The 19,856-nt window shown below is 70.8% G+C and carries 17 protein-coding genes and 1 pseudogene; 10 read left to right on the top strand and 8 right to left on the bottom strand.

The window, feature by feature from the left end; genetic code table 11:
- Positions 1-261 precede the first annotated feature (261 nt).
- The 6 genes from ABZ808_RS28185 to rny all read left to right on the top strand — a co-directional run bounded on the left by ABZ808_RS28185 (position 262) and on the right by rny (position 6,906).
- The gene (locus ABZ808_RS28185; protein ID WP_357012214.1) at positions 262-960 is read left to right on the top strand and encodes a UdgX family uracil-DNA binding protein; all 699 of its coding nucleotides are present in this window, start codon (positions 262-264) and stop codon (positions 958-960) included.
- Positions 961-1,025: 65 nt separating this feature from the next.
- Positions 1,026-2,441 (top strand): MFS transporter, encoded by a 1,416-nt coding sequence (locus ABZ808_RS28190; RefSeq protein WP_357012216.1) that lies wholly within the window; start codon positions 1,026-1,028, stop codon positions 2,439-2,441.
- Between the two features lie 4 nt (positions 2,442-2,445).
- Positions 2,446-2,646: a DUF3046 domain-containing protein gene (locus ABZ808_RS28195; protein WP_355167865.1), complete on the top strand. Its 201-nt coding sequence runs from the start codon at positions 2,446-2,448 to the stop codon at positions 2,644-2,646.
- Between the two features lie 185 nt (positions 2,647-2,831).
- Positions 2,832-3,878: a recombinase RecA gene (gene recA, locus ABZ808_RS28200; RefSeq protein WP_357012219.1), complete on the top strand. Its 1,047-nt coding sequence runs from the start codon at positions 2,832-2,834 to the stop codon at positions 3,876-3,878.
- A gap of 16 nt (positions 3,879-3,894) precedes the next feature.
- A complete protein-coding gene (locus tag ABZ808_RS28205) occupies positions 3,895-4,593 on the top strand; it encodes a regulatory protein RecX (protein WP_357012222.1) in 699 nt (232 codons plus the stop codon).
- 546 nt (positions 4,594-5,139) lie between these two features.
- The gene (rny, locus tag ABZ808_RS28210) at positions 5,140-6,906 is read left to right on the top strand and encodes a ribonuclease Y (RefSeq protein ID WP_357012225.1); all 1,767 of its coding nucleotides are present in this window, start codon (positions 5,140-5,142) and stop codon (positions 6,904-6,906) included.
- Positions 6,907-7,080: 174 nt separating this feature from the next.
- Here the strand turns inward: rny and ABZ808_RS28215 are convergent, their stop codons facing one another.
- The 4 genes from ABZ808_RS28215 to ABZ808_RS28230 are packed head-to-tail and all read right to left on the bottom strand — an operon-like array spanning position 7,081 to position 10,481.
- Positions 7,081-8,049: an amino acid ABC transporter permease gene (locus tag ABZ808_RS28215; protein ID WP_357012228.1), complete on the bottom strand. Its 969-nt coding sequence runs from the start codon at positions 8,047-8,049 to the stop codon at positions 7,081-7,083.
- The gene (locus ABZ808_RS28220; protein ID WP_357012231.1) at positions 8,046-8,753 is read right to left on the bottom strand and encodes an amino acid ABC transporter permease; all 708 of its coding nucleotides are present in this window, start codon (positions 8,751-8,753) and stop codon (positions 8,046-8,048) included. Before ABZ808_RS28220 ends, ABZ808_RS28215 begins: the two co-directional genes overlap by 4 nt.
- Before the next feature lie 36 nt (positions 8,754-8,789).
- Positions 8,790-9,668: a glutamate ABC transporter substrate-binding protein gene (locus tag ABZ808_RS28225; protein WP_357012234.1), complete on the bottom strand. Its 879-nt coding sequence runs from the start codon at positions 9,666-9,668 to the stop codon at positions 8,790-8,792.
- Between the two features lie 57 nt (positions 9,669-9,725).
- On the bottom strand, positions 9,726-10,481 hold the full coding sequence (locus tag ABZ808_RS28230; RefSeq protein WP_357012236.1) for an amino acid ABC transporter ATP-binding protein: 756 nt from the start codon (positions 10,479-10,481) through the stop codon (positions 9,726-9,728).
- A gap of 193 nt (positions 10,482-10,674) precedes the next feature.
- Between ABZ808_RS28230 and selD the strand changes: the two genes are divergently transcribed.
- On the top strand, positions 10,675-11,664 hold the full coding sequence (selD, locus tag ABZ808_RS28235; protein WP_357012238.1) for a selenide, water dikinase SelD: 990 nt from the start codon (positions 10,675-10,677) through the stop codon (positions 11,662-11,664).
- Positions 11,665-11,890: 226 nt separating this feature from the next.
- Positions 11,891-12,370 carry a hypothetical protein gene (locus tag ABZ808_RS28240; RefSeq protein WP_357012241.1) on the top strand — a complete coding sequence of 160 codons (480 nt, stop codon included), beginning with the start codon at positions 11,891-11,893 and terminating at the stop codon, positions 12,368-12,370.
- A 46-nt stretch (positions 12,371-12,416) separates the two neighbouring features.
- Here the strand turns inward: ABZ808_RS28240 and ABZ808_RS28245 are convergent, their stop codons facing one another.
- A complete protein-coding gene (locus tag ABZ808_RS28245) occupies positions 12,417-12,671 on the bottom strand; it encodes a DUF2277 family protein (protein ID WP_357012244.1) in 255 nt (84 codons plus the stop codon).
- A 55-nt stretch (positions 12,672-12,726) separates the two neighbouring features.
- Here ABZ808_RS28245 and miaB point away from each other — a divergent pair, with 55 nt between their 5' ends.
- The gene (gene miaB / locus ABZ808_RS28250) at positions 12,727-14,241 is read left to right on the top strand and encodes a tRNA (N6-isopentenyl adenosine(37)-C2)-methylthiotransferase MiaB (protein WP_357012246.1); all 1,515 of its coding nucleotides are present in this window, start codon (positions 12,727-12,729) and stop codon (positions 14,239-14,241) included.
- A gap of 47 nt (positions 14,242-14,288) precedes the next feature.
- On the opposite strand, the gene ABZ808_RS28255 is transcribed toward miaB, so the two are convergent.
- The 3 genes from ABZ808_RS28255 to ABZ808_RS28265 all read right to left on the bottom strand — a co-directional run bounded on the left by ABZ808_RS28255 (position 14,289) and on the right by ABZ808_RS28265 (position 19,209).
- The gene (locus tag ABZ808_RS28255; protein ID WP_357012248.1) at positions 14,289-15,659 is read right to left on the bottom strand and encodes a cellulose binding domain-containing protein; all 1,371 of its coding nucleotides are present in this window, start codon (positions 15,657-15,659) and stop codon (positions 14,289-14,291) included.
- Between the two features lie 291 nt (positions 15,660-15,950).
- Complete coding sequence (locus tag ABZ808_RS28260) at positions 15,951-17,555, bottom strand: cellulase family glycosylhydrolase (RefSeq protein ID WP_357012250.1); 1,605 nt, start codon at positions 17,553-17,555, stop codon at positions 15,951-15,953.
- Between the two features lie 445 nt (positions 17,556-18,000).
- The gene (locus tag ABZ808_RS28265) at positions 18,001-19,209 is read right to left on the bottom strand and encodes a DUF349 domain-containing protein (protein ID WP_357012252.1); all 1,209 of its coding nucleotides are present in this window, start codon (positions 19,207-19,209) and stop codon (positions 18,001-18,003) included.
- A gap of 200 nt (positions 19,210-19,409) precedes the next feature.
- Here ABZ808_RS28265 and ABZ808_RS28270 point away from each other — a divergent pair.
- Positions 19,410-19,856, top strand: a pseudogene (locus tag ABZ808_RS28270) (hypothetical protein); the annotation flags it as partial.

A 19,856-nucleotide genomic window follows, 5' to 3' on the forward strand; every position in this document is an offset into this window, starting at 1 on the left:
CAGGGCAGAAAGTGCAAGATCGCGATGATTCGGGGCGGACGGGGTGGGTATGCGGGCGCCGGAGGTGGGGGTCATGGCTTCGAGTGGGGCGCGTAAGGGAGTCTGGATCGCGGTGGCGGTGGCGGTGGTCATCATCGTCATCGTGCTGATCGCGATGGCTTCGGGTGGGGGTGGCGGCGGCGGTTACTGACGCGGGGGCGGCAGCACCGCAGCGGCGGGCGCACCCGGCAGTCGGCATCGAACGGGTATATAACAGTCGGCATGGCCGAGCAGACCGGGAGCGCCCCGGGCGCCCAGCGGTTCATCCCACCCGACGCCGACACCATCGACGAGCTGCGCGCCGCAGCGGGCGGCTGTCGGGGGTGTGAGCTCTATCGGGACGCCTCGCAGACGGTCTTTGGTCGAGGCGACGAGAGCGCCCGGGTGGTGCTGGTCGGCGAGCAGCCCGGCGACATGGAAGATCAAAAAGGTCTGCCCTTCGTCGGCCCCGCCGGTCGGCTGTTGCGACGCGCGGTCGACGACGCCGCGCTCGATCCCGCGCAGCTCTACCTGACGAATGCCGTAAAACACTTCCGTTTCCAGGTGCGCGGCAAGCGGCGGATCCACCAGACCCCCGACCAGATGCACATCACCGCCTGCCGGCCCTGGCTGGTCGCCGAGTTCGCCCGGTTGCGTCCGGAGATCGTGGTGGTGCTCGGCGCGACAGCCGCCAAGGCGCTGCTCGGCCCGTCCTTCCGGGTCACCCGGCAACGGGGCGAGCTGCTGCCCTGGCCCGCGTCGGCCCAGCACCCGGAGGACTTCCAGCGGGTGCCGGTGGACAACGCCGGCAAGCTGGCCGACGCCCCGCCGGCCCGCCTGCTGGCCACCATCCACCCGTCGGCGGTGCTGCGCGCCGACGACCAGGACAAGGCGTACGAGGGTCTGGTCGCCGACCTCACCGTCGCCGCCCGCGCCCTGTAGTGAGCCGGGCGACGAAACCCACGCGGGTACGCGAGGATGGGCCACCCCCGTCCCGAGGAGCGCTGATGGCCACCGACCTGACCGCGCCGCGTACCGCCCGCCCCGACGTCGGGCCGATCCAGCGGCGGACCCTGCGCCTGCTCTTCGGCACCCAGATCATCGGCGGCGTCGGCGTGACCATCGGCATCGCCGTCGGCGCGTTGCTCGCCGCCCGGATCGCCGGCACCGCGATGGCCGGCATCGCGCAGAGCGCCGGCGTGGTCGGTGCGGCGCTGCTCGCCATCCCGGTCACCCGGATCATGGCCCGGCACGGCCGCCGACCGGGCCTGGTCGTGGCGTACGCGATCGGTGCCGTCGGCGGCGTGCTCGTGGTGCTGGCCGCGGTCACCCGGTCGGTGCCGCTGCTCTTTCTCGGCATGCTGCTCTTCGGCGGTGGCACCGCCGCGAACCTGCAGGCCCGCTACACGGCGGTGGACCTCGCCGAGCCGGCCCGGCGGGGGCGACAACTCTCCGTGATCATCTGGGCCACCACGATCGGCGCGGTGGCCGCGCCGAACTTCGCCGCGCTCGCCGACCGGGTCACCACCGGCTGGGGGCTGCCGCCGCTGGCCGGGCCGTTCGCGTTCAGCGCGGCTGCGTTCGTGCTGGCTGGCGGCGTACTCCTCGGATTGCTCCGGCCCGACCCGCTGCTCACCGCACGCCGTCTCGCGGCCGCCGACCCGCCCGCCGCCGCTGTGCCGCCCGTAGCTGCTGTGTCGCCCATCGCCGCTGCGCCGCCCGCCGCCGTGGCGGCCGAGGCGCCGGCGGCCGGCGGCCCGGTCGACGGCGCGACGCCGGCCGCCGCGCCGGTCGGGGTGCGCCCGCCGCGCGGCGCCGGGATGCGGGCGGCCTGGTCGGTGGTACGCGGGCAGCCCGCCGCCCGGCTCGGCATCGCCGCCGTGGCGGTGGGTCACCTGGTGATGGTGGCGGTGATGGCGATGACCCCGGTCCGGCTCGGTGAGTCGCACGCCGACGCCGACGTGCTGCGGCTGGTCGGCATCGTGTTGAGCCTGCACATCGCCGGCATGTACGCGTTCTCCCCGGTGGTCGGCTGGCTCACCGACCGGCTCGGTCGGCGGGCGGTGATCCTCGGCGGGGTCGGGCTGCTGCTGGCCGCCTGCGCGGTCGCCGGCACGGCCGGGCACCACACGCCCCGGCTCTCGGTCGGTCTGGTCCTGCTCGGGCTGGGCTGGTCGGGGACGATGGTGGCCGGCTCGACGCTGCTCTCCGAGTCGGTGTCGGCCGACGTGCGGCCGAGCGTCCAGGGTTTCTCCGACCTGATCATGGGGCTGGCGGGTGCCGGTGCCGCCGTGGCCAGCGGGTTTGTCATGCAGGTGGCCGGATATCCAGTGCTCACCCTGCTCGCGGCGGTCGCGACAGCGCCCCTGGTGGCGCTAGCGTTGCGCCCGGTGCCGACCGGGGCGCCGGGCGAGGAGGGTTGATCACGTGCGGCTGACCGACTTCTGGGCGCGCTTGGAAGAGGCGTTCGGGCCTGGCTACGCGGCCAGCATCGCCCGCGACCAGGTGCTGTCGCAGCTCGATGGACGGACCATCGAGCAGGCACTGGCGTCGGGGCAGCAGACGCACGTGGTGTGGCGGGCGGTCTGCGCCGCGTACCCCGATCGGGTGCCCGCCCGACTACGCTGAGCAGCCTTTTCGTCGCTTCCGCGTGTCGCTTGTCGAGTCGTACACCTGTTCGGCTATTGTCCACAGCGGGGTGCTCGTCCACAGCTCGCGGCCCGTCGGCTGGTTTTCTGTCGGACCTAGCGCCTAGCGTGTCCCGCGTGACGCGAAGCTCAGCAAAGACGCCGGCGAAGGCAGGGGTGGCAACCATGGCAGCAGGGCCTGACCGGGAGAAGGCACTCGACCTTGCTCTCGCTCAGATTGACAAGCAATTCGGCAAGGGCTCGGTGATGCGGCTGGGGGACCGGCCGGTCGTCCAGACCGCCGTGATCCCGACCGGTTCCATCGCGCTCGATGTCGCGCTCGGCATTGGCGGCCTGCCGCGCGGCCGGGTGGTCGAGATCTACGGCCCGGAGTCCAGCGGTAAGACCACGGTGGCGCTGCACGCGGTGGCCAGCGCCCAGCGGGCCGGCGGCATCGCGGCCTTCATCGACGCCGAGCACGCGCTCGACCCGGAGTACGCGAAGGCCCTCGGCGTCGACACCGACGCGATGCTGGTCTCCCAGCCGGACACCGGCGAGCAGGCGCTGGAGATCGCAGACATGCTGATCCGCTCCGGCGCGATCGACATCATCGTGATCGACTCGGTGGCGGCCCTGGTGCCGCGCGCCGAGATCGAGGGTGAGATGGGCGACAGCCACGTGGGCCTCCAGGCCCGGCTGATGAGCCAGGCGCTGCGGAAGATCACCGGTGTGCTCAGCAACACCGGCACCACGGCGATCTTCATCAACCAGCTCCGGGAAAAGATCGGCGTGATGTTCGGCAGCCCGGAGACCACCACCGGTGGTCGGGCGCTGAAGTTCTACGCCTCGGTCCGGCTCGACGTGCGACGCATCGAGAGCCTCAAGGACGGCACCGACGTGGTCGGTAACCGCACCCGGGTCAAGGTCGTCAAGAACAAGGTGGCCGCGCCGTTCAAGCAGGCCGAGTTCGACATCATGTACGGCAAGGGCATCTCGCGCGAGGGCTCGCTGATCGACGTCGGTGTGGAGCAGGCGATCATCCGCAAGTCCGGCGCGTGGTACACGTACGACGGTGACCAGCTCGGCCAGGGCAAGGAGAAGGCCCGGGAGTTCCTGAAGGAAAACCCGGACGTGGCGGCCGAGATCGAGAAGAAGATCCTGGAGAAGCTCGGCGTCGGTGTCGGCGCGAGTGACGCCGCCGGTGGCCCGGAGCTGCCGCCGGTCGACTTCTGACCGGTCGCTGACCCAGATGGCAGGACGACGCGCTCGTACGGGGCGGGGCTGGGATGCCAGCCCACCCCGTGCGGGCGACGCCAGCGATCCACCCCGCCCTCGTCCGGGCCGCCGGGGCCGCCCCCAGGAGGGTGACGCCGCGGAGCCCTCGGCGCCGCCGCGCGACGAGTCCGAGGTGGCCCGGGAGATCTGCCTGCGTCAGCTCGCCGTCCGGCCCCGCACCCGGGCCGAGTTGGCCGGGGCGCTGGCCAAGCGGGGCATCTCCGAGCAGGTGTCGGCCGAGGTCCTCGACCGGTACGACGACGTCGGCATCATCGACGACGCCGCGTTCGCCCGCGCCTGGGTGTCCAGTCGGCACGCTGGGCGTGGCCTGGCCCGCCGGGCGCTCGCCAACGAGCTGCGCCGCAAGGGCGTGGACGGCGAGGTGGCCACCGAGGCGCTGGGTGAGCTGGACGAGGAGACCGAGGCGGAGACCGCCCGCGCACTGGTGGACCGCAAACTGCGGACCGCCCGGGGTGAGCCCGACGCGGTCTTCCGCCGGCTGGTGGGGATGCTGGCCCGCAAGGGTTACCCGCCCGGTGTGGCGATCCGGGCGGTGAAGGACGCGCTGGCCGCGCAGAGCGCCGAGGCGGCCGAGTTCGCCGAGCAGATCGACGCCGACGCGCTCGCCGACGCCGAAGGTGAGCTGGATCGCGCCAGCCGTCCGGTGGAGTAAGCGGTGGTGCGCGCCGTCGTGGTGTCACATAGCCGGCTCAGCGTCCGGCGTCGTCCCTGCTGAACAGGCACGACGCTCGGATCGGGTCCGTCGTCTCGCCGCGTTTGTCCCGGCGTATCCGACACCGTAATTGCTTTAGGTGACGCCGCAACTTCTCTCCGTTCGGGGGGTTTGATCATGAGTCCTTGACCAGACCACCCCCGGCGACCTAGCCTCGCCATACAGGCTCACATTGCCCGACCAACGCAGGCTAAGTCCACAACATAGATCGCGTAACAGAACAGCATCACTTTGGCCGACTCCGCGGCCTATGGCGGCAGTTCCGGACAGGCCGGTCCGGGACGCCGCGACAACTGCACCCGGTCGCCGACGTTGCCTGCGGGCACCGCCGGCGGAGAGAGCTACCCACGGCCAGCCGCTCCGGTCGGGCGTCCACAGCCGCAGGAGTGTGCCCATGGCACATTCGCTGCGGTCTTGACGTTCAGGGGAGGCGGCCATGGCGGGGCGGCGGCACAGGTTCACCGGTAGACCCAACGGGGTCCCGGCATGAACGCCCTCGACGTCGTGCTCCTCGCGGCCGTCCTGATCCTCGCCGTGGTGGTGGTCGTGGCCGTGCTGGTCGGCGTCCGGACGCTGCGCCGGATGGGTGCGGCACCGGCCCCGGAGGATCCGGCCTTCATCGCCGAGAAGGACCGTCAGGAGCAGTCGCTGGCCGCCCTGCGCAACGCGGCGGACCAGGCGAACAGCACGATCGACGTGGCGAAGTCGGCGGCTGCCGCCGCGCGTACCGAGGCGGCGGCGGCGACGGCCGAGGCGAAGGCGGCCCGGGCCGAGGCCCGACGGATGCTCGACGACGCCCGCGCCGAGGCGGACACCGTGCTGGAACGGGCGCACAAGCAGGCCGAGGCGGACGCCGAGCAACTGCGTACGACGGCCCGCCGCAGCGGCGAGCGGGAGGTCGCGGTCCTCGCCGCCACCACTCGCGAGCAGGCCGCCGAGGTGGAGCGCCGGGCGGCGCGGATGGACGAGCGGGAACGCCTGCACACCGAGGAGGTGGAGCGGTTCGCCGAGCGGGAGCGGCAACTCACCGCGGCGAGCGCCGCCCTCGCGGCTCGGGAGTCGGCTGTCACCCAGCGCGAGGCCGAGCTGGCCGAGGCGGAGGAGCTGCGCCGCCGGGAGCTGGAACGGGTGGCGGGCCTCACCGCCGACGCGGCCCGGCTGGAGCTGATCGAGGTGATCGAGACGTCCGCCAAGCGCGAGGCGGCGTTGCTGGTGCGGGACATCGAGTCCGACGCCCGCAACACCGCCGAGCAGCGGGCCCGGCACATCGTCGTGGACGCGATCCAGCGGGTCGCCAGCGAGCAGACCGCCGAGAGCGTGGTCAGCGTCCTGCACCTTCCCGGTGACGAGATGAAGGGCCGGATCATCGGTCGGGAGGGGCGCAACATCCGCGCCTTCGAGTCGGTGACCGGGGTCAACCTGATCATCGACGACACCCCCGAGGCGGTGCTGCTCTCCTGCTTCGACCCGGTACGCCGGGAGGTCGGCCGGCTCACCCTGGAGAAGCTCGTGCTGGACGGGCGGATCCACCCGCACCGGATCGAGGAGGTCTACGACCTGGCCCGTCAGGAGGTGGAGCAGCTCTGCCTCCGCGCCGCCGAGGACGCGCTGGTCGAGGTCGGCATCACCGAGATCCACCCGGAGTTGGTCAGCCTGCTGGGTCGCCTGCGCTACCGCACGTCGTACGGGCAGAACGTGCTCAAGCACCTGGTCGAGACCGCGCACATCGCCGGCATCATGGCGGCCGAACTGCGGCTGGATGTGCCCACCATCAAGCGGTCGGCATTCCTGCACGACATCGGCAAGGCGCTCACCCACGAGGTGGAGGGCAGCCACGCCATCATCGGCGCCGACCTGGCCCGCAAGTACGGCGAGCACGAGGACGTGGTGCACGCCATCGAGGCGCACCACAACGAGGTGCCGCCGCAGACCATCGAGGCCGTGCTGACCCAGGCGTCCGACGCCTGTTCCGGCGGTCGGCCGGGTGCGCGTCGGGAGAGCCTTGAGGCGTACGTCAAGCGGCTGGAGCGGATCGAGGAGATCGCGGCCGGCAAGCTCGGCGTGGACAAGGTCTTCGCCATGCAGGCCGGCCGGGAGATCCGGGTGATGGTCAAGCCGGACGACGTGGACGACATCGGGGCGGCCGTGCTGGCCCGGGACGTGGCCAAGCAGATCGAGGAGGAGCTGACCTACCCGGGTCAGATCCGGGTCACCGTGGTCCGCGAGTCCCGGGTCACCGAGATCGCCCGCTGATCCACGACACCGTCGGCCCGGCCTGGTCGACGGGCGGATCGCGCGGCCAGCGCCGTGCGGACCCCCGCGACGGCGAGACAGGGGATTCGCGGCGCGCTGCTCGCTGATGCTCTGGGAGATGGACAGAGGGCCAGCCCGAACGCCGGGCTGGCCCTCTGTGCTGCGAGCGGGGTGTCAGACGCCGCCGGCACCCTCGGCCTGGGACATCAGTGCCGCGGGCGGCGGGTTCTGTGCCGGGGTGTCCGCGGTCTTGCGACCCTGGGCGAGCCGGCGCTGGACGTACTGCGCGAGCTTCGACAGCGAGTAGTTCACCACGATGAAGAGAACGGCGATCACGACGTAGACCTGGATGGGGTTGCCCAGCGCGCCGATGATCTGCTTGCCGATGTTCAGCGTCTCCTCGTAGCTGATGATGAAGCCGAGTGAGGTGTCCTTCAATACCACCACCAGCTGGCTGATCAGCGCTGGCAGCATGATCCGGAATGCCTGCGGCAGGAGGATCATCCGGGTCGACTGGAACGGTGAGAGGCCGAGCGCGGCGGCGGCCTCGCGCTGCCCGCCGGGCAGACCCTCCATGCCCGAGCGCAGGATCTCGCCGATCACCACGGAGTTGTAGATCGTGAGACCGATGACCAAGTACCAGAGGTTGTCGAAGGCGATGCCGAACTCGGGAAAGCCACGGGCCACGAAGAAGATGGTGATCACGACCGGCAGGCCGCGGAACACTTCGACGCAGACCCTGGTGACCGCTGAGAGCAGCGTGCTCAGCCCTCGCAACAGGTACGCCAGCGGAGTGGCGAGCCCGGTGAACTTGCGGCCGGTCAGGCTCTTGAGCTGGATCCGCAACATCGCCAACAGCGTGCCGACCACCAGCGAGGCCACGATGGCCATCACCGCCGCGATCAGGGTGTTCTTGAAGCCGAGGCCGATCCGCTCCCATACCGCGGAGAAGTTCTCGTTGGAGGGGTCGATGAGCGGACCCCACAACTCCATCGACAACTGGCCCTTCTCGTCCAGTGGTCGGTAGATCAGGAAGTACGCCCCGACGAGCAGGGCCAGCCCGGCGGCGATGCTGCTGATCAGCGTGATCCGCTGCTGTCGGGGCCCGGGAACGTCGTAGAGGACGCTTGTCTGCTGACTCATCGGGCCACCGCCTGTCGCTTCTCGATCCGGTCCAGCAGGGTGCCGAGCGGCACCGTCATGATCAGGTAGCCGATCGAGATGCCGATGGCGACCGGGACGAAGGCGTAGCCCTCGGCTCCGGTGAGCTGGTCGGCCGTGGCCGACAGATCGCCGACGACCCCGAAGAAGCCGGCCAGCGCCGAGTTCTTGATCATCGCGATGATCACCGAGCCGAGCGGCACGATGGAGGCCTTCCAGGACTGCGGCAGCACCACGTAGCGCAGGTTCTGCCCGAAGGTCAGGCCCAGCGAACGCGCGGCCTCCGCCTGGCCGGGGGGCACCGCGTTGACGCCGGACCGCAGCGCCTCACAGACGAACGCCGCCGTGTACAGCACCAGGGCGATCAGCGCGAACCGGAAGTACGGCAGGTCGGTGCCGAGTCGGGTGAACAACGAGTCGATCACCGGGATGCGGAGGAAGTCCGCGTTGGAGCCGAGCGCCGGCAGACCGAACGCGGCGAAGAACATCACCACGGTCAGCGGCAGGTTGCGGAAGATGTTGACGTAACTGGTGCCGAGCGCGCGTAGCGGCGGCACCGGCGAGATGCGGAGCACCGCCACGATGGCGCCCAGGATGAGGGCGCCGATCGCGGCGAGTACGCAGATCTGGAGGGTGAGCCAGAAACCACCCGCAAAGACGTCGAACTTGTCGATGAGCACGTTCACGGGTCGGTGTTCCTCCCCACCCTCCAGATCGAAGGATCAGTAGCGGTTGATGGTGGGCGCGGAGCCCAGCTCGGCGCCGAACTTGCCGGCGGTGTCGTCCCAGGCCTTCTTCCAGCTACCGTCGGCGACAGCCTTGTCCAGCGTGTCGTTGATGAAGCTGCGGAAGTCCGCGTCGTCCTTCTTCACACCGATGCCGTACGGCTCCTTGGTGAAGTTGGCGCCAGCCAGCTTGAAGGACGCCTCGTCCTTGGCGATGTAGCCGAGCAGGATCACGTTGTCCGTGGTCACGGCGTCGACCTGGCCGCCCTTGAGGGCGTCGCGGCACTTGTCGTAGGTGTCGAAGAGCACCAGCTGCGAGCCGACGTCCTTGACGTACTTCTTGATCTCCTCGGCCGGGGTGGAGCCGGTGACCGAGCAGACCTTCTTGGTGCCGTCCTTGAACGAGTCCGGGCCGGTGATCGTGGTGTCGTCCTTCTTCACCATGACGTTCTGGCCAGCCTCGTAGTACGGCCCGGCGAAGGCGATGCGCTCCTTGCGCTTGTCGTTGATCGTGTAGGTCGCGGCGACCAGGTCGACCGTGTCGTTGACGATGACGTCCTCGCGGACCTTCGAGGGGGCCTCGACCCACTCGATCTTGTCCTCGGAGATGCCGAGCTCCTTGGCGATGATCTTGGCGATCTCGACGTCGAAGCCCTCCGGCTTGCCCGACAGGCCCTTCTGGCCGAAGCCAGGCTGGTCGAACTTGGTGCCGACCTTGATCTTCTGGGCCTTGTTCAGCTTCTCCATGGTGCTGCCGGCGGCGAAGGACTTGCTGCTAGAGCCGGTGCCCTCCCCGTCGTCGTCGCCACCGCAGGCGGTGAGGCCGAGCGCCAGAGCGGCGACAGCGGCGATTGCCGCAACGCGCGTAATACGCATATTTTTCTCCTTCTTCGACGGAGCCCACCGGGGGACGGCGCGCTCCACTACGGACGCCTAGTGCGTGAGGATCTTGGAGAGGAAGTCCTTGGCCCGCTCGCTGCGCGGGTTGGCGAAGAACTCCGCTGGTGGGGCGTCCTCGACCAACTGCCCGTCGGCCATAAAGATGACCCGGTTCGCGGCATGCCGGGCGAAGCCCATCTCGTGGGTGACCACGACCATCGTCATGCCGTCGCTGGCCAGTGAGGTCATCACGTCGAGCACCTCGCCGACCATCTCCGGGTCCAGGGCGCTGGTCGGCTCGTCGAAGAGCATCGCCTTGGGCTGCATGGCCAGCGCCCGGGCGATGGCCACCCGCTGCTGCTGCCCACCGGAGAGCTGGGCCGGGAACTTGTCCGCCTGGTTGGCGATGCCGACCCGGTCGAGCAGGGCGAGGCCGCGCTCGCGGGCGGCTGCCGGCTTCTCCTTGCGGACCTTGACCGGGCCGAGAGTGACGTTCTCGAGGATGGTCTTGTGGGCGAAGAGGTTGAAGGACTGGAAGACCATGCCCACTTCGCTGCGCAGCTTCGCGAGGGGCTTGCCCTCGGCCGGCAGCGGCTGACCGTCGAAGATGATGGTGCCGGAGTTGATTGGTTCCAGTCGGTTGATGGTGCGGCACAACGTCGACTTGCCGGAGCCGGACGGGCCGATCACCACGACCACCTCGCCCCGACCCACCGACAACGAGACGTTGTCCAGCACGTGCAGCGGTCCGAACCACTTGTTGACCGCGTCCAGCACGATGAGCGGTTCGCCCGTCGTCACGTCGTCCACCGTCCCCTGTCGTCTCCCGGATCGGGGTCGGATGACCCCTGGTTGGGCAACTGTAGGCGGCCTGACGTGGCGGAACGCAACCCAGTTGGTCACGGAGCGGTAACACCGGGCCGACTCGTGGCCCCGGATTCAATTTCGGTCACCGGTGACAGCGCTCGTGGCGGCGGCAGCGCGTAACCGAGATCATAGTGAGATGACAGAACCGGTGAGGTTGACCCGCTACGCCCGCGGTGGGGGCTGCGCCTGCAAGATCCCCCCGGGCGAGCTGGAGATCATGGTGGCGGGGCTCGGCCCGGCCACGGGCACCGCCGAGCTGCTCGTCGGCCTGGACCACGGCGACGACGCGGCAGTGGTCCGACTGGACGAGCGGACCGGCCTGGTCAGCACCGCGGACTTCTTCACCCCGGTCGTCGACGACGCGTACGACTGGGGTCGGATCGCCGCGGCCAACGCGCTCTCCGACGTGTACGCGATGGGCGGCGTCCCGCTGGTCGCGCTCAACCTGCTCTGCTGGCCGCGCGACGTGCTGCCGATGGAGTTGGCCGGCGAGGTGCTGCGCGGTGGTCAGGACGTGGCCCGGGAGGCCGGCTGCCACCTGGCCGGCGGGCACAGCGTGGACGACGACGGCCCGAAGTACGGCCTCGCGGTCACCGGCACGGTCCGACCGGAGGAGCTGATCACCCTCGACGCCGGCCGGGCCGGGGTGCCGCTGTCGCTGACCAAGCCGCTCGGGGTGGGCGTGCTCAACACCCGGCACAAGACCACTGGCGAGAGCTTCCCGGAGGCCGTGGCGACGATGAGCGCGCTGAACCGCGACGCCTCCCGGGCGGCGGTGGCCGCCGGCATCCGCTGCGGCACCGACGTGACCGGGTTCGGTCTGCTCGGGCACGCCTCGAAGCTGGCCCGCGCCAGCCGGCTGACGGTCGCGATCGACACGGCCCGGGTGCCCTACCTGGCCGGCGCCCGGGAGGCGCTGCGCGACGGGTACGTCAGCGGCGGCAGCCGGCGCAACCTGGAGTGGGTCACCCCGTGGACCGATTTCGGTGCCGTGGGCGAGGACGAGCGGTTGCTGCTGGCCGACGCGCAGACCTCCGGCGGCCTGCTGGTGGCTGGCGAGGTGCCCGGCGCGCCCGTGGTGGGCGAGTTGTTGCCCCGCAGCGAGCACCTCGTCGTCCTGCGGTGACCCTCTCGGCGGCCGTCGCCGAACACGGGGTGGCGGTGGTGGGGATCGCGCACCATACCCGATAAACTGTCACCTTCCCGCTACTCAGAGCAATGCTGCTCAGGGAAATTTGGTCCGGAATGGTCACAGACCGGTAACTTGCCCCCGGCTGGGGTCAAATGCCCCCCACCATCGTCAGTAAGGCCCGATCCGGAGGCCGGTGGGACGAGCGCAGCGAGGAGGCGGAATGACCGAGCTGTGGAACTGGAGAATCGACCGGGTGCGACCCGTTGAGGTCTACCCGGCGCTGGCCGAGGCACTAGGTCGGGTGGTGATGCCGTTGGCCGTGGCCGACCCGGCCCGGCTGCCGGCGTACGCGGTGGTGTGCGACGTCTGGCAGGCGCCGGGCGAGTTCGCGACGGTGGTCGACTGCTACGGGGTGCCCGAGCAGCTCGCCGAGCACGCCAGCATCGCCGCGCTGGCCCGTCTGCTGGACCGCAACTGCCTGCTGCGCGACGACACGCTCGACGCCGGCCGGCACCTGCTCGTCGCCCCGGACGGCACGGTCCGCCCGGTGCACTTCGACGTGCGGGAAACCGACGATGGTGAGGTGCTCAGCGGCCAGCGGCTCTGCACCCTCGCCGACCCGGGCTGCCGGGGCTGGTCGCAGTGTCACCGCTCGCGCTGGGCGCCCGACACGGTCGCCCCGGCTCTCGCCGCGGCCTGACCGGGCGGGCCCGCTCGGTGCGGGCCAGCGCCGGGTGCCGGGGCGCTCAGCTGTGAGCGGCGGCGGCCGGCTGGTCGGCGACGGCGGCCGGTGCGGCGCCCCGGACCACCAACTGGTCGAGCATGGTGCGGGTGGCCTCGGCGACGGCGGCCACCGCGGCGTCGAACGCGGCGGCGTTGTGCGCGGCGGGCGCCCGGAAGCCTGAGATCTTCCGGACGTACTGCAACGCCGCCGCCTCGATGTCCGCGTCGGTCACCTGCGGGGTGAACGGCTCACGCAACGTCTTGATGCTCCGACACATATCGGTTGCTCCTCGGTTCGGGGGATCCGGCCGACCCGGATACGCTGTCCGGGTCATGACTACCGCAGCGGCGGGCAGCCCGCGCACCTACCAGGTGCGCACCTACGGCTGCCAGATGAACGTGCACGACTCCGAGCGCATCTCCGGCCTGCTCGAACAGGCCGGCTACGTGCGTGCGCCCCAGGCCGACGACACCGCAGACGTCGTCGTCTTCAACACCTGCGCGGTGCGGGAGAACGCCGACAACCGCCTCTACGGCAACCTCGGTCATCTGCGCCCCGTGAAGGACAAGCACCCCGGCATGCAGATCGCCGTCGGGGGCTGCCTGGCCCAGAAGGACCGCGGCGAGATCGTCCGCAAGGCGCCCTGGGTGGACGTCGTGTTCGGCACGCACAACATCGGGGCGTTGCCGGTGCTGCTGGAGCGGGCCCGGCACAACGCCGCCGCCGAGGTGGAGATCCTGGAGTCGCTGGACGTCTTCCCGTCCACGTTGCCGACCCGCCGCGAGTCCACGTACGCCGGCTGGGTCTCGATCTCGGTGGGCTGCAACAACACCTGCACGTTCTGTATCGTGCCCTCCCTGCGCGGCAAGGAGAAGGACCGCCGCCCCGGCGACATCCTCTCCGAGGTGCGCGCCCTGGTCGACGAGGGCGTACTGGAGGTGACGCTGCTCGGGCAGAACGTCAACTCCTACGGCGTCGAGTTCGGCGACCGGTACGCGTTCGGCAAGCTGCTGCGCGCGTGCGGCGACATCGACGGGCTGGAGCGGGTCCGGTTCACCAGCCCGCACCCGAAGGACTTCACCGACGACGTGATCGCGGCGATGGCCGAGACGCCGAACGTCTGCCACTCGCTGCACATGCCGTTGCAGTCCGGCTCCGACGACGTGCTCCGGGCGATGCGCCGGTCGTACCGCTCCGAGCGCTACCTGGGGATCATCGAGAAGGTCCGGGCGGCGATGCCGGACGCGGCGATCACCACCGACATCATCGTCGGCTTCCCCGGCGAGACCGAGGCCGACTTCCAGCGCACCCTGGACGTGGTCCGCGAGGCCCGGTTCTCGTCGGCCTTCACCTTCCAGTACTCGAAGCGCCCCGGCACCCCGGCCGCGACCATGGACGGCCAGCTGCCCAAGCAGGTCGTGCAGGAGCGCTACGAGCGGTTGATCGCCACCGTGGAGGAGATCACCTGGGCGGAGAACAAGCGCCTGGTGGGGGAGACCGTCGAGGTGCTGGTCGCGGTCGGTGAGGGCCGCAAGGACGAGCGGACCGGGCGGATGTCCGGCCGGGCCCGCGACGGTCGACTGGTGCACTTCGCGACCGAGGCCCCCGGCGGGGAGTCGCTTGCCGGCCAGATCCGGCCGGGGGACATCGTGCACACCACGATCACGTACGCCGCGCCGCACCACCTCAACGCCGACGGGGCGCCGGTGGCACACCGCCGCACCCGGGCCGGCGACGCCGCCGAGGCGGGCCGCTCCCCGCGTACCCCCGGGGTGTTGCTCGGTCTGCCCACGATCGGCGCTCCGGTGGTCGCGGCCGCGACCACCGGTGGCTGCGCCGCCCACTGAGCAGGGGCCCCCTGTCGCCGTCGGCGCGACGACAGGGGGCGCACCGATCAGACCGTGATCCGACCGGCGCCGGCGCCGGCCGTCACGATGGACTTGACGTTGCTCGCCGTGTCCAGTTGGTAGGAGTACGGGATGCTGGCGACGCTGCCGCCGGCCTGCCCGGTGGGTGAGTTGACGAAGTGGTTGTTGCGGGCGACGATCCGGCCCGGGCCGGAGTCGCCCTCACCGAGGTGGTACGGGTCGCTGACGTTCTCGAAGTAGTTGCCCTCGACCAGCACCCCGGCGTTCTCGGTGGAGGCCACCCCGTAACCGCCGTTGGCCCGGTAGTAGTTGTTGAACACGTGCACCGGGTTGCCGAAGCGCACCCGGGGGTTGCGCTGGTTGCTGCCGTCGAACCAGTTGTGGTGGTAGCTCACCCGCAGGTGACCGATGTCCTGGCCGCCGTTGTCGTCGCTGTGGCCGAGCAGCATGGTCTTGTCGTGGTTGAAGACCCGGTTCCACGACACGGTGACGAAGTCCGACCCGCGCTTGATGTCGACCGCGCCGTCGTACCCGCTGCTGAAGCTGTTGTGGTCGATCCAGATGTTGGTGGCCGACTCCTGCACGTTGATCGCGTCGTCGTTCCAGTTCCGGAAGGTCAGGTTCCGGATGATGATGTTGCGGTCGCCGCTGATGTTGAGCCCGCAGCCGGCGATGGTCGCGCCGGAGTTGCCGAGGATGGTCTTGTTGGACCGGACCCGCAGCATGCCCGAGCAGGAGATTGTCCCGGACACCCGGATCACCGCGGATCCGGTGGCGTTCAGCGCGCTGGTCAGCGCCGAGGCGCTGGTGACGGTGGTCGTCGGCGCCCCGCCGCCGCCGGTGGTGCCGCCGTTCTGGGTGGCCCAGCCGACGAGCCCGGTCTGCGGCGGAATGCTGGGCACCGGGTCGCTGGGCAGCGGGTTGCTCGGCGCCGGTGTGCTGGGCGACGGGTTGGTGGGTGTGGTCGGCGTGGTGCCGCCGGTGCAGGCCACGTTGTTCAGGGTGAAGCTGGTCGGCACCGGGTTGCTGGCGTTGTTCCAGCTCGCGTTGAAGCCGAACGAGGTGCTGCCGTTGGTCGCCAAGTTGGCGTTGTAGTCGACGTTGGTCGCCGAGACCTGGCTGCCGCTCTGCGAGACGGTCGCGCCCCACGCCTGGTTGACCTGCTGGCCGGCCCCGTACGACCAGCGCAGCGTCCACCCGGAGACGGGGTCGCCGAGGTTGGTGACCGTGACGTTGCCGGTGAACCCGCCCGGCCACTGGCTGGCCACCGAGTAGGCGATCTGGCAGCCGGCCGCCGCCTGGGCCGAGACGGCGGTCAGGAGGCCTACGGTGAGCAGGGTGGCGGTGGCCGCGGCGGTGGTGGCGATCAGCGTCATCCGACGCTGTGCTGTGCGCATGCTGCTTCCTTTCGATGAGGCGGACGCACCGTCGCGACGCCCATGCCCGTGGGCGGCGAGGTGGCTCGGGCTCTGAGGTCCCGGGTCCGCCGGTGCGGTTCGGTGCGGAGAGCGGCTCCCGCGCTCGCGCCGCCCGCATCGATTGGCAAGCGCTTTCCCGATGGAAACATAGAAGGAACTGGATGTAAATGCTCCGTGCGGCCGGGGTGCGCCGCCCTGCGGAGGGTCGGCGCTCGAAGTGGACCCGAGGTGGCCGGCGCCCTCGGCGTGGGCGCCGGCCCTCTCGGTGGCTCAGCAGCTGACGCCGTTGAGCCTCACGGTCGCCGGGGCGCTGGCCGTACCGTTGGCGGTGAAGCCCACGGTGACCGACGCCCCCGCCGCCAGGGACGGCGCGTGGCTTGGCGCGGCGGCCGTGACCGTCGTACCGGCCTGGGTGACGGTGGCGTTCCACCCGCTGCCCAGCGTCACCCCGGCCGGCCAACTCCAGGTCGCCGACCACGGGTTCACCGCGCCGGAGCCGGTGTTCTTCACGGTCAACTCGCCCTGGAAGCCGCCCGGCCAGGCGTTGACCTGCCGGTAGGTGGCCGTGCAGGCACCGGTCGGCGGGTTGCTCGGGCCGCCGGTGGGCGAGGCCGTAGCGGTCGGCGTCGGCGTCGGGCCGCCGCCACCGGACGGCGCGATCAGGTACGGCTGGAGGATCGCCTGCTTGGTGGTGTTGATGTTCGTCCAGTCGTCCAGCGCGATGCCGCCGGTGTCACCGGAGTTGGGGTTCCAGGACCAGTAGGTGAAGGACATCCCGGTCACCCCGGTGCCGGTGTACGCCATCAGTTTCTCCAACCACACCCGGTCCTTCGGGTCGGCCAGGGTGCTGCCGAACTCACCCATCATGATCGGGGCGATGTTCTGCTTGTAGAGGTAACCCCAGTACTTGTCCCAGATCGCCGGCAGGTTCGCCGGGTAGTCCGGGGCGTCGAACCAGGCCTGCCGGTAGACCGAGGTCGCGTACTCGTGTGGTGAGTAGACAAGCCGGTTGGCGACGCTCAGCCGTACCGGGAACTCGCCGGCCTTGGACAGGTTGCCACCCCACCAGCCGCAGTCCTCGTCGTTGCTCGGGTCGTTGTCCCATACGTTGGAGAGGCCACCACTGGGGCAGCTCACCCCCTCCACGAAGATCAACCAGTTGGGCTGGACACCGAGGATCGCGTTGCCGGCCCGCTCGGCGGCGAGCCGCCAGTCCCGCGCCGGGTCACCGCAGCCCCAGCACGCGCCGGTTGCCGCCGGGTTGGTGCCCTCGGCGTGCGGCTCGTTGTGCAGGTCCGCGCCGATCACCGTGGGGTTGCCCGCGTACCGCTGGGCGAGCATCTTCCAGTCGTTGATCCAGGTCGCCTCGGAGACCGTCGACGTGTACCAGAGCGGCGACTGCCCGGCCGCCGTCGGCCGGTGCCGGTCCAGGATGATCCGCATCCCCTTGCTGCCGGCGTAGTCGATCACCTTGTCCAGGATCTGCAACGGCGAGAGCCCGACCAGGTCCGGGTTGACGAAGTCGTTGACCCCGCTGGCGGTCGCCCCCGGCTTCAACGCGTCGTTCGAGTACGGCACCCGCAACGTGTTGTAGCCCAGCCGGGCCATCGTGTCGAGCTGCCCCCGCCACGGGTTGTTCGACCACAGCCCGTGGAAGGTCTTGTTGTCGGTCTCCATGCCGAACCAGTTGATGCCGGTCAACCGGACCGTGGCGCCGGTGCTGTCCACGATCTGGTTGCCGTTCGTGTGCAGGTAGCCGCTGCCGGTGCCAGCGGCGACGGCTGGGCTGGTGCTGACGGCGGCGGCGAGGAACACGCCGGCCGCGGCGGTGGCGAGCGCGGTCAGCGCGCCGCCGAGTGCGGTGGGACGGAACATGCGAGCTCCACTTCGGAGGCCCCGCGCCGGCCGTGGGGGGCGCGGGCGGGCGGCCGTCGGCACGTCACGCTCCCTTTGGGGTACGCGGACAGTGCGCGACGGTCCATGTCACGCGGACGGGGACACTCGCGCAAGCTCACCGGCGACCCGTGACAGCGGTGTCCCGCCGTCCTTGCCCTGCTGCCGGTGGCCCAGCCTGACTCCGTCGCCCATTCTCATCAGCCCACCTCGATGCGTCAACCGGACCACCCCTCCCGCCTCCCCCTCCCGCCTCCCGCTCCCGCCCTCGCCTCCCGGCAAGATCCACACAACATCGCGGATATTGCTGCTTCCCGCGCGTCGGAAGCAGCAACTTCCCTGAAAGTGTGTTGATCTTGGCGCGGGGCGCGGACATGCGAGAGCCCTCGGCCCCGTCAAGGGTCGAGGGCTCTCGGAACGCCTCGGGTCAGCCGGCCTGCTCGGCGAGCTGGAGGAACTGGCGCTTGGAGGCGAGAGCCTGCTCGGCCTCCTTGATCCGGCGGGCGTCCCCGGCGCTCTGCGCCCGGGCCAGCCGGTCCTCGGCCTCGGCCACCTGGGCCCGCATCTGGGCGAGCAGCGGGTTGTCCTCCTTGGTGGTACGGCGCCACGCCGAGTCCATCACCTCGCGGACCTTGTCGTCGATGGCGCGCAGTCGACGCTCCAGCCCGGTGGCGGCCTCGCGGGGCACCCGGCCGGCCTCGTGCCACTGGGCCTGGATCTCCCGCAGCTTGGCCTGGGCGCCCTTCGGGTCAGCGTCGATGTCCAACGCCTCGGCCTCGGCCAGCAGGGCCTGCTTACGCTCCAGGTTGCCGCGCTGCTCGTTGTCCCGTGCGGAGAAGACCTCGCTGCGCCGGCTGAAGAAGGCGTCCTGCGCGGCCCGGAACCGTTCCCAGAGCTTCTGCTCGGCCTCCTTCGAGGCGCGCGGCGCGGCCTTCCACTGCGTCATCAGCTCCTTGAGCTGGTTGGCCGCGGCGGCCCACTCAGTGGAGTCCTTGAGCTTCTCGGCCTCGGCGACCAGCTCTTCCTTGGCGGTCTGCGCCTGCTTGCGCTGCGCGTCCAGAGTGGCGAAGTGGGCGCCCCGACGCCGGGTGAAGCCGTCCCGGGCGGCGGCGAACCGCTTCCACAGCTCGCCGTCGGCCTTCTTGTCGACTCCGCGAATGGTCTTCCACTCGTCGAGGATCTCCTTGAGCCGGTCCCCGGCCGTCTTCCAACCGGTGGACTCGGCGGCCAGCTTCTCGGCCTCCTCGACCAGCGCGGTCTTGCGGGCCAGGGCCTCACCGCGGGCGGCATCCCGGGCGGCACGCGCCTCGGCGGCCTTCTCCTCGGCGAGGGTGGCCAGCTTGTCCAGCCGCGCGGCCAGGGCGTCGATGTCGCCGACCACGTGGGCCTCGGGCAGCGTGGCGCGGATCCGCCGGATCGTGCTCAACGAGTGCCCGGCGTCCGCCGCGCCCGAGTTGAGCCGTGCTTCGGTCAGGTCCACTTCGGTGACCAGGTCGGCGAAGCGGCGTGCGAAGTGCGCCAGGCCCTCCTCCGGTGCTCCCGCCTGCCAGGATCCGACAACCCGCTCGCCCTCGGTGGTTTTGACGTAAACGGTGCCGTCCGCGTCCACCCGTCCGAAGGCAGTCCAGTCGCTCATGTGCCCATCCTCGTTCTCCCGGCGTCGAGGGAATGACCCCCGTCGCCGCCACGGCGCAGCCAAGTTACTTCCGGCATTGTCACAGGTCCGCCCCGGTCCGCGTCGAGCGCCTATCGCCGACCGTGACCATACGGTGTCCTAGGGCCCGATTGACCGGATCGGCGCGCAGACCCACCGGGGAGTCCCGCTACGGTGATTGGGTGCCATTGGTCGCCGCTGCCGTCTGCCCGCATCCGCCCCTGCTCGTGCCCGAGGTGGCCGGAGCGGCGGCGCCCGAGTTGGACGACCTGCGTGCGGCCTGTGACACCGCCGTCGGTCGGTTGTTCGCCGCCGTCCCGGACGCGGTGGTGCTGATCGGCGCCGGCCCGACGACCGGCCTGATCCGGCCCCCGGCCACCGGGTCGCTGCAGCCCTGGGGTGTCGATCTGGACGTGCCACTGGTCCCCGGTCAGCCGGACCGGGGCGCGGTGCTGCCGCTGAGCCTGACCATCGGCGCCTGGCTGCTGGGCCGCCACGCCGCGCGTCCCCCGGCGTCCGCCGGGCCGGGGTCCCCCGCGCGTCCCCCGGCGTCCGCCGGGCCGGGGTCCCCCGCGCGTCCCCCGGCGTCCGCCGGGCCGGGGTCCCCCGCGCGTGCCCCGGCGTCCGCC

Source organism: Micromonospora sp. NPDC047527, from assembly GCF_040643015.1.
Classification (GTDB): Bacteria; Actinomycetota; Actinomycetes; order Mycobacteriales; family Micromonosporaceae; genus Micromonospora.

What these genes read in the sequence shown, in the direction of transcription:
- ABZ808_RS28185 (WP_357012214.1), top strand. Translation starts at nt 262, where the DNA reads ATGGCCGAGCAGACCGGGAGCGCCCCGGGCGCCCAGCGGTTCATCCCA.
- ABZ808_RS28190 (WP_357012216.1), top strand. Translation starts at nt 1,026, where the DNA reads ATGGCCACCGACCTGACCGCGCCGCGTACCGCCCGCCCCGACGTCGGG.
- recA (WP_357012219.1), top strand. Translation starts at nt 2,832, where the DNA reads ATGGCAGCAGGGCCTGACCGGGAGAAGGCACTCGACCTTGCTCTCGCT.
- ABZ808_RS28205 (WP_357012222.1), top strand. Translation starts at nt 3,895, where the DNA reads ATGGCAGGACGACGCGCTCGTACGGGGCGGGGCTGGGATGCCAGCCCA.
- rny (WP_357012225.1), top strand. Translation starts at nt 5,140, where the DNA reads ATGAACGCCCTCGACGTCGTGCTCCTCGCGGCCGTCCTGATCCTCGCC.
- ABZ808_RS28215 (WP_357012228.1), bottom strand. Translation starts at nt 8,049, where the DNA reads ATGAGTCAGCAGACAAGCGTCCTCTACGACGTTCCCGGGCCCCGACAG.
- ABZ808_RS28225 (WP_357012234.1), bottom strand. Translation starts at nt 9,668, where the DNA reads ATGCGTATTACGCGCGTTGCGGCAATCGCCGCTGTCGCCGCTCTGGCG.
- selD (WP_357012238.1), top strand. Translation starts at nt 10,675, where the DNA reads ATGACAGAACCGGTGAGGTTGACCCGCTACGCCCGCGGTGGGGGCTGC.
- ABZ808_RS28240 (WP_357012241.1), top strand. Translation starts at nt 11,891, where the DNA reads ATGACCGAGCTGTGGAACTGGAGAATCGACCGGGTGCGACCCGTTGAG.
- ABZ808_RS28245 (WP_357012244.1), bottom strand. Translation starts at nt 12,671, where the DNA reads ATGTGTCGGAGCATCAAGACGTTGCGTGAGCCGTTCACCCCGCAGGTG.
- miaB (WP_357012246.1), top strand. Translation starts at nt 12,727, where the DNA reads ATGACTACCGCAGCGGCGGGCAGCCCGCGCACCTACCAGGTGCGCACC.
- ABZ808_RS28255 (WP_357012248.1), bottom strand. Translation starts at nt 15,659, where the DNA reads ATGCGCACAGCACAGCGTCGGATGACGCTGATCGCCACCACCGCCGCG.
- ABZ808_RS28260 (WP_357012250.1), bottom strand. Translation starts at nt 17,555, where the DNA reads ATGTTCCGTCCCACCGCACTCGGCGGCGCGCTGACCGCGCTCGCCACC.
- ABZ808_RS28265 (WP_357012252.1), bottom strand. Translation starts at nt 19,209, where the DNA reads ATGAGCGACTGGACTGCCTTCGGACGGGTGGACGCGGACGGCACCGTT.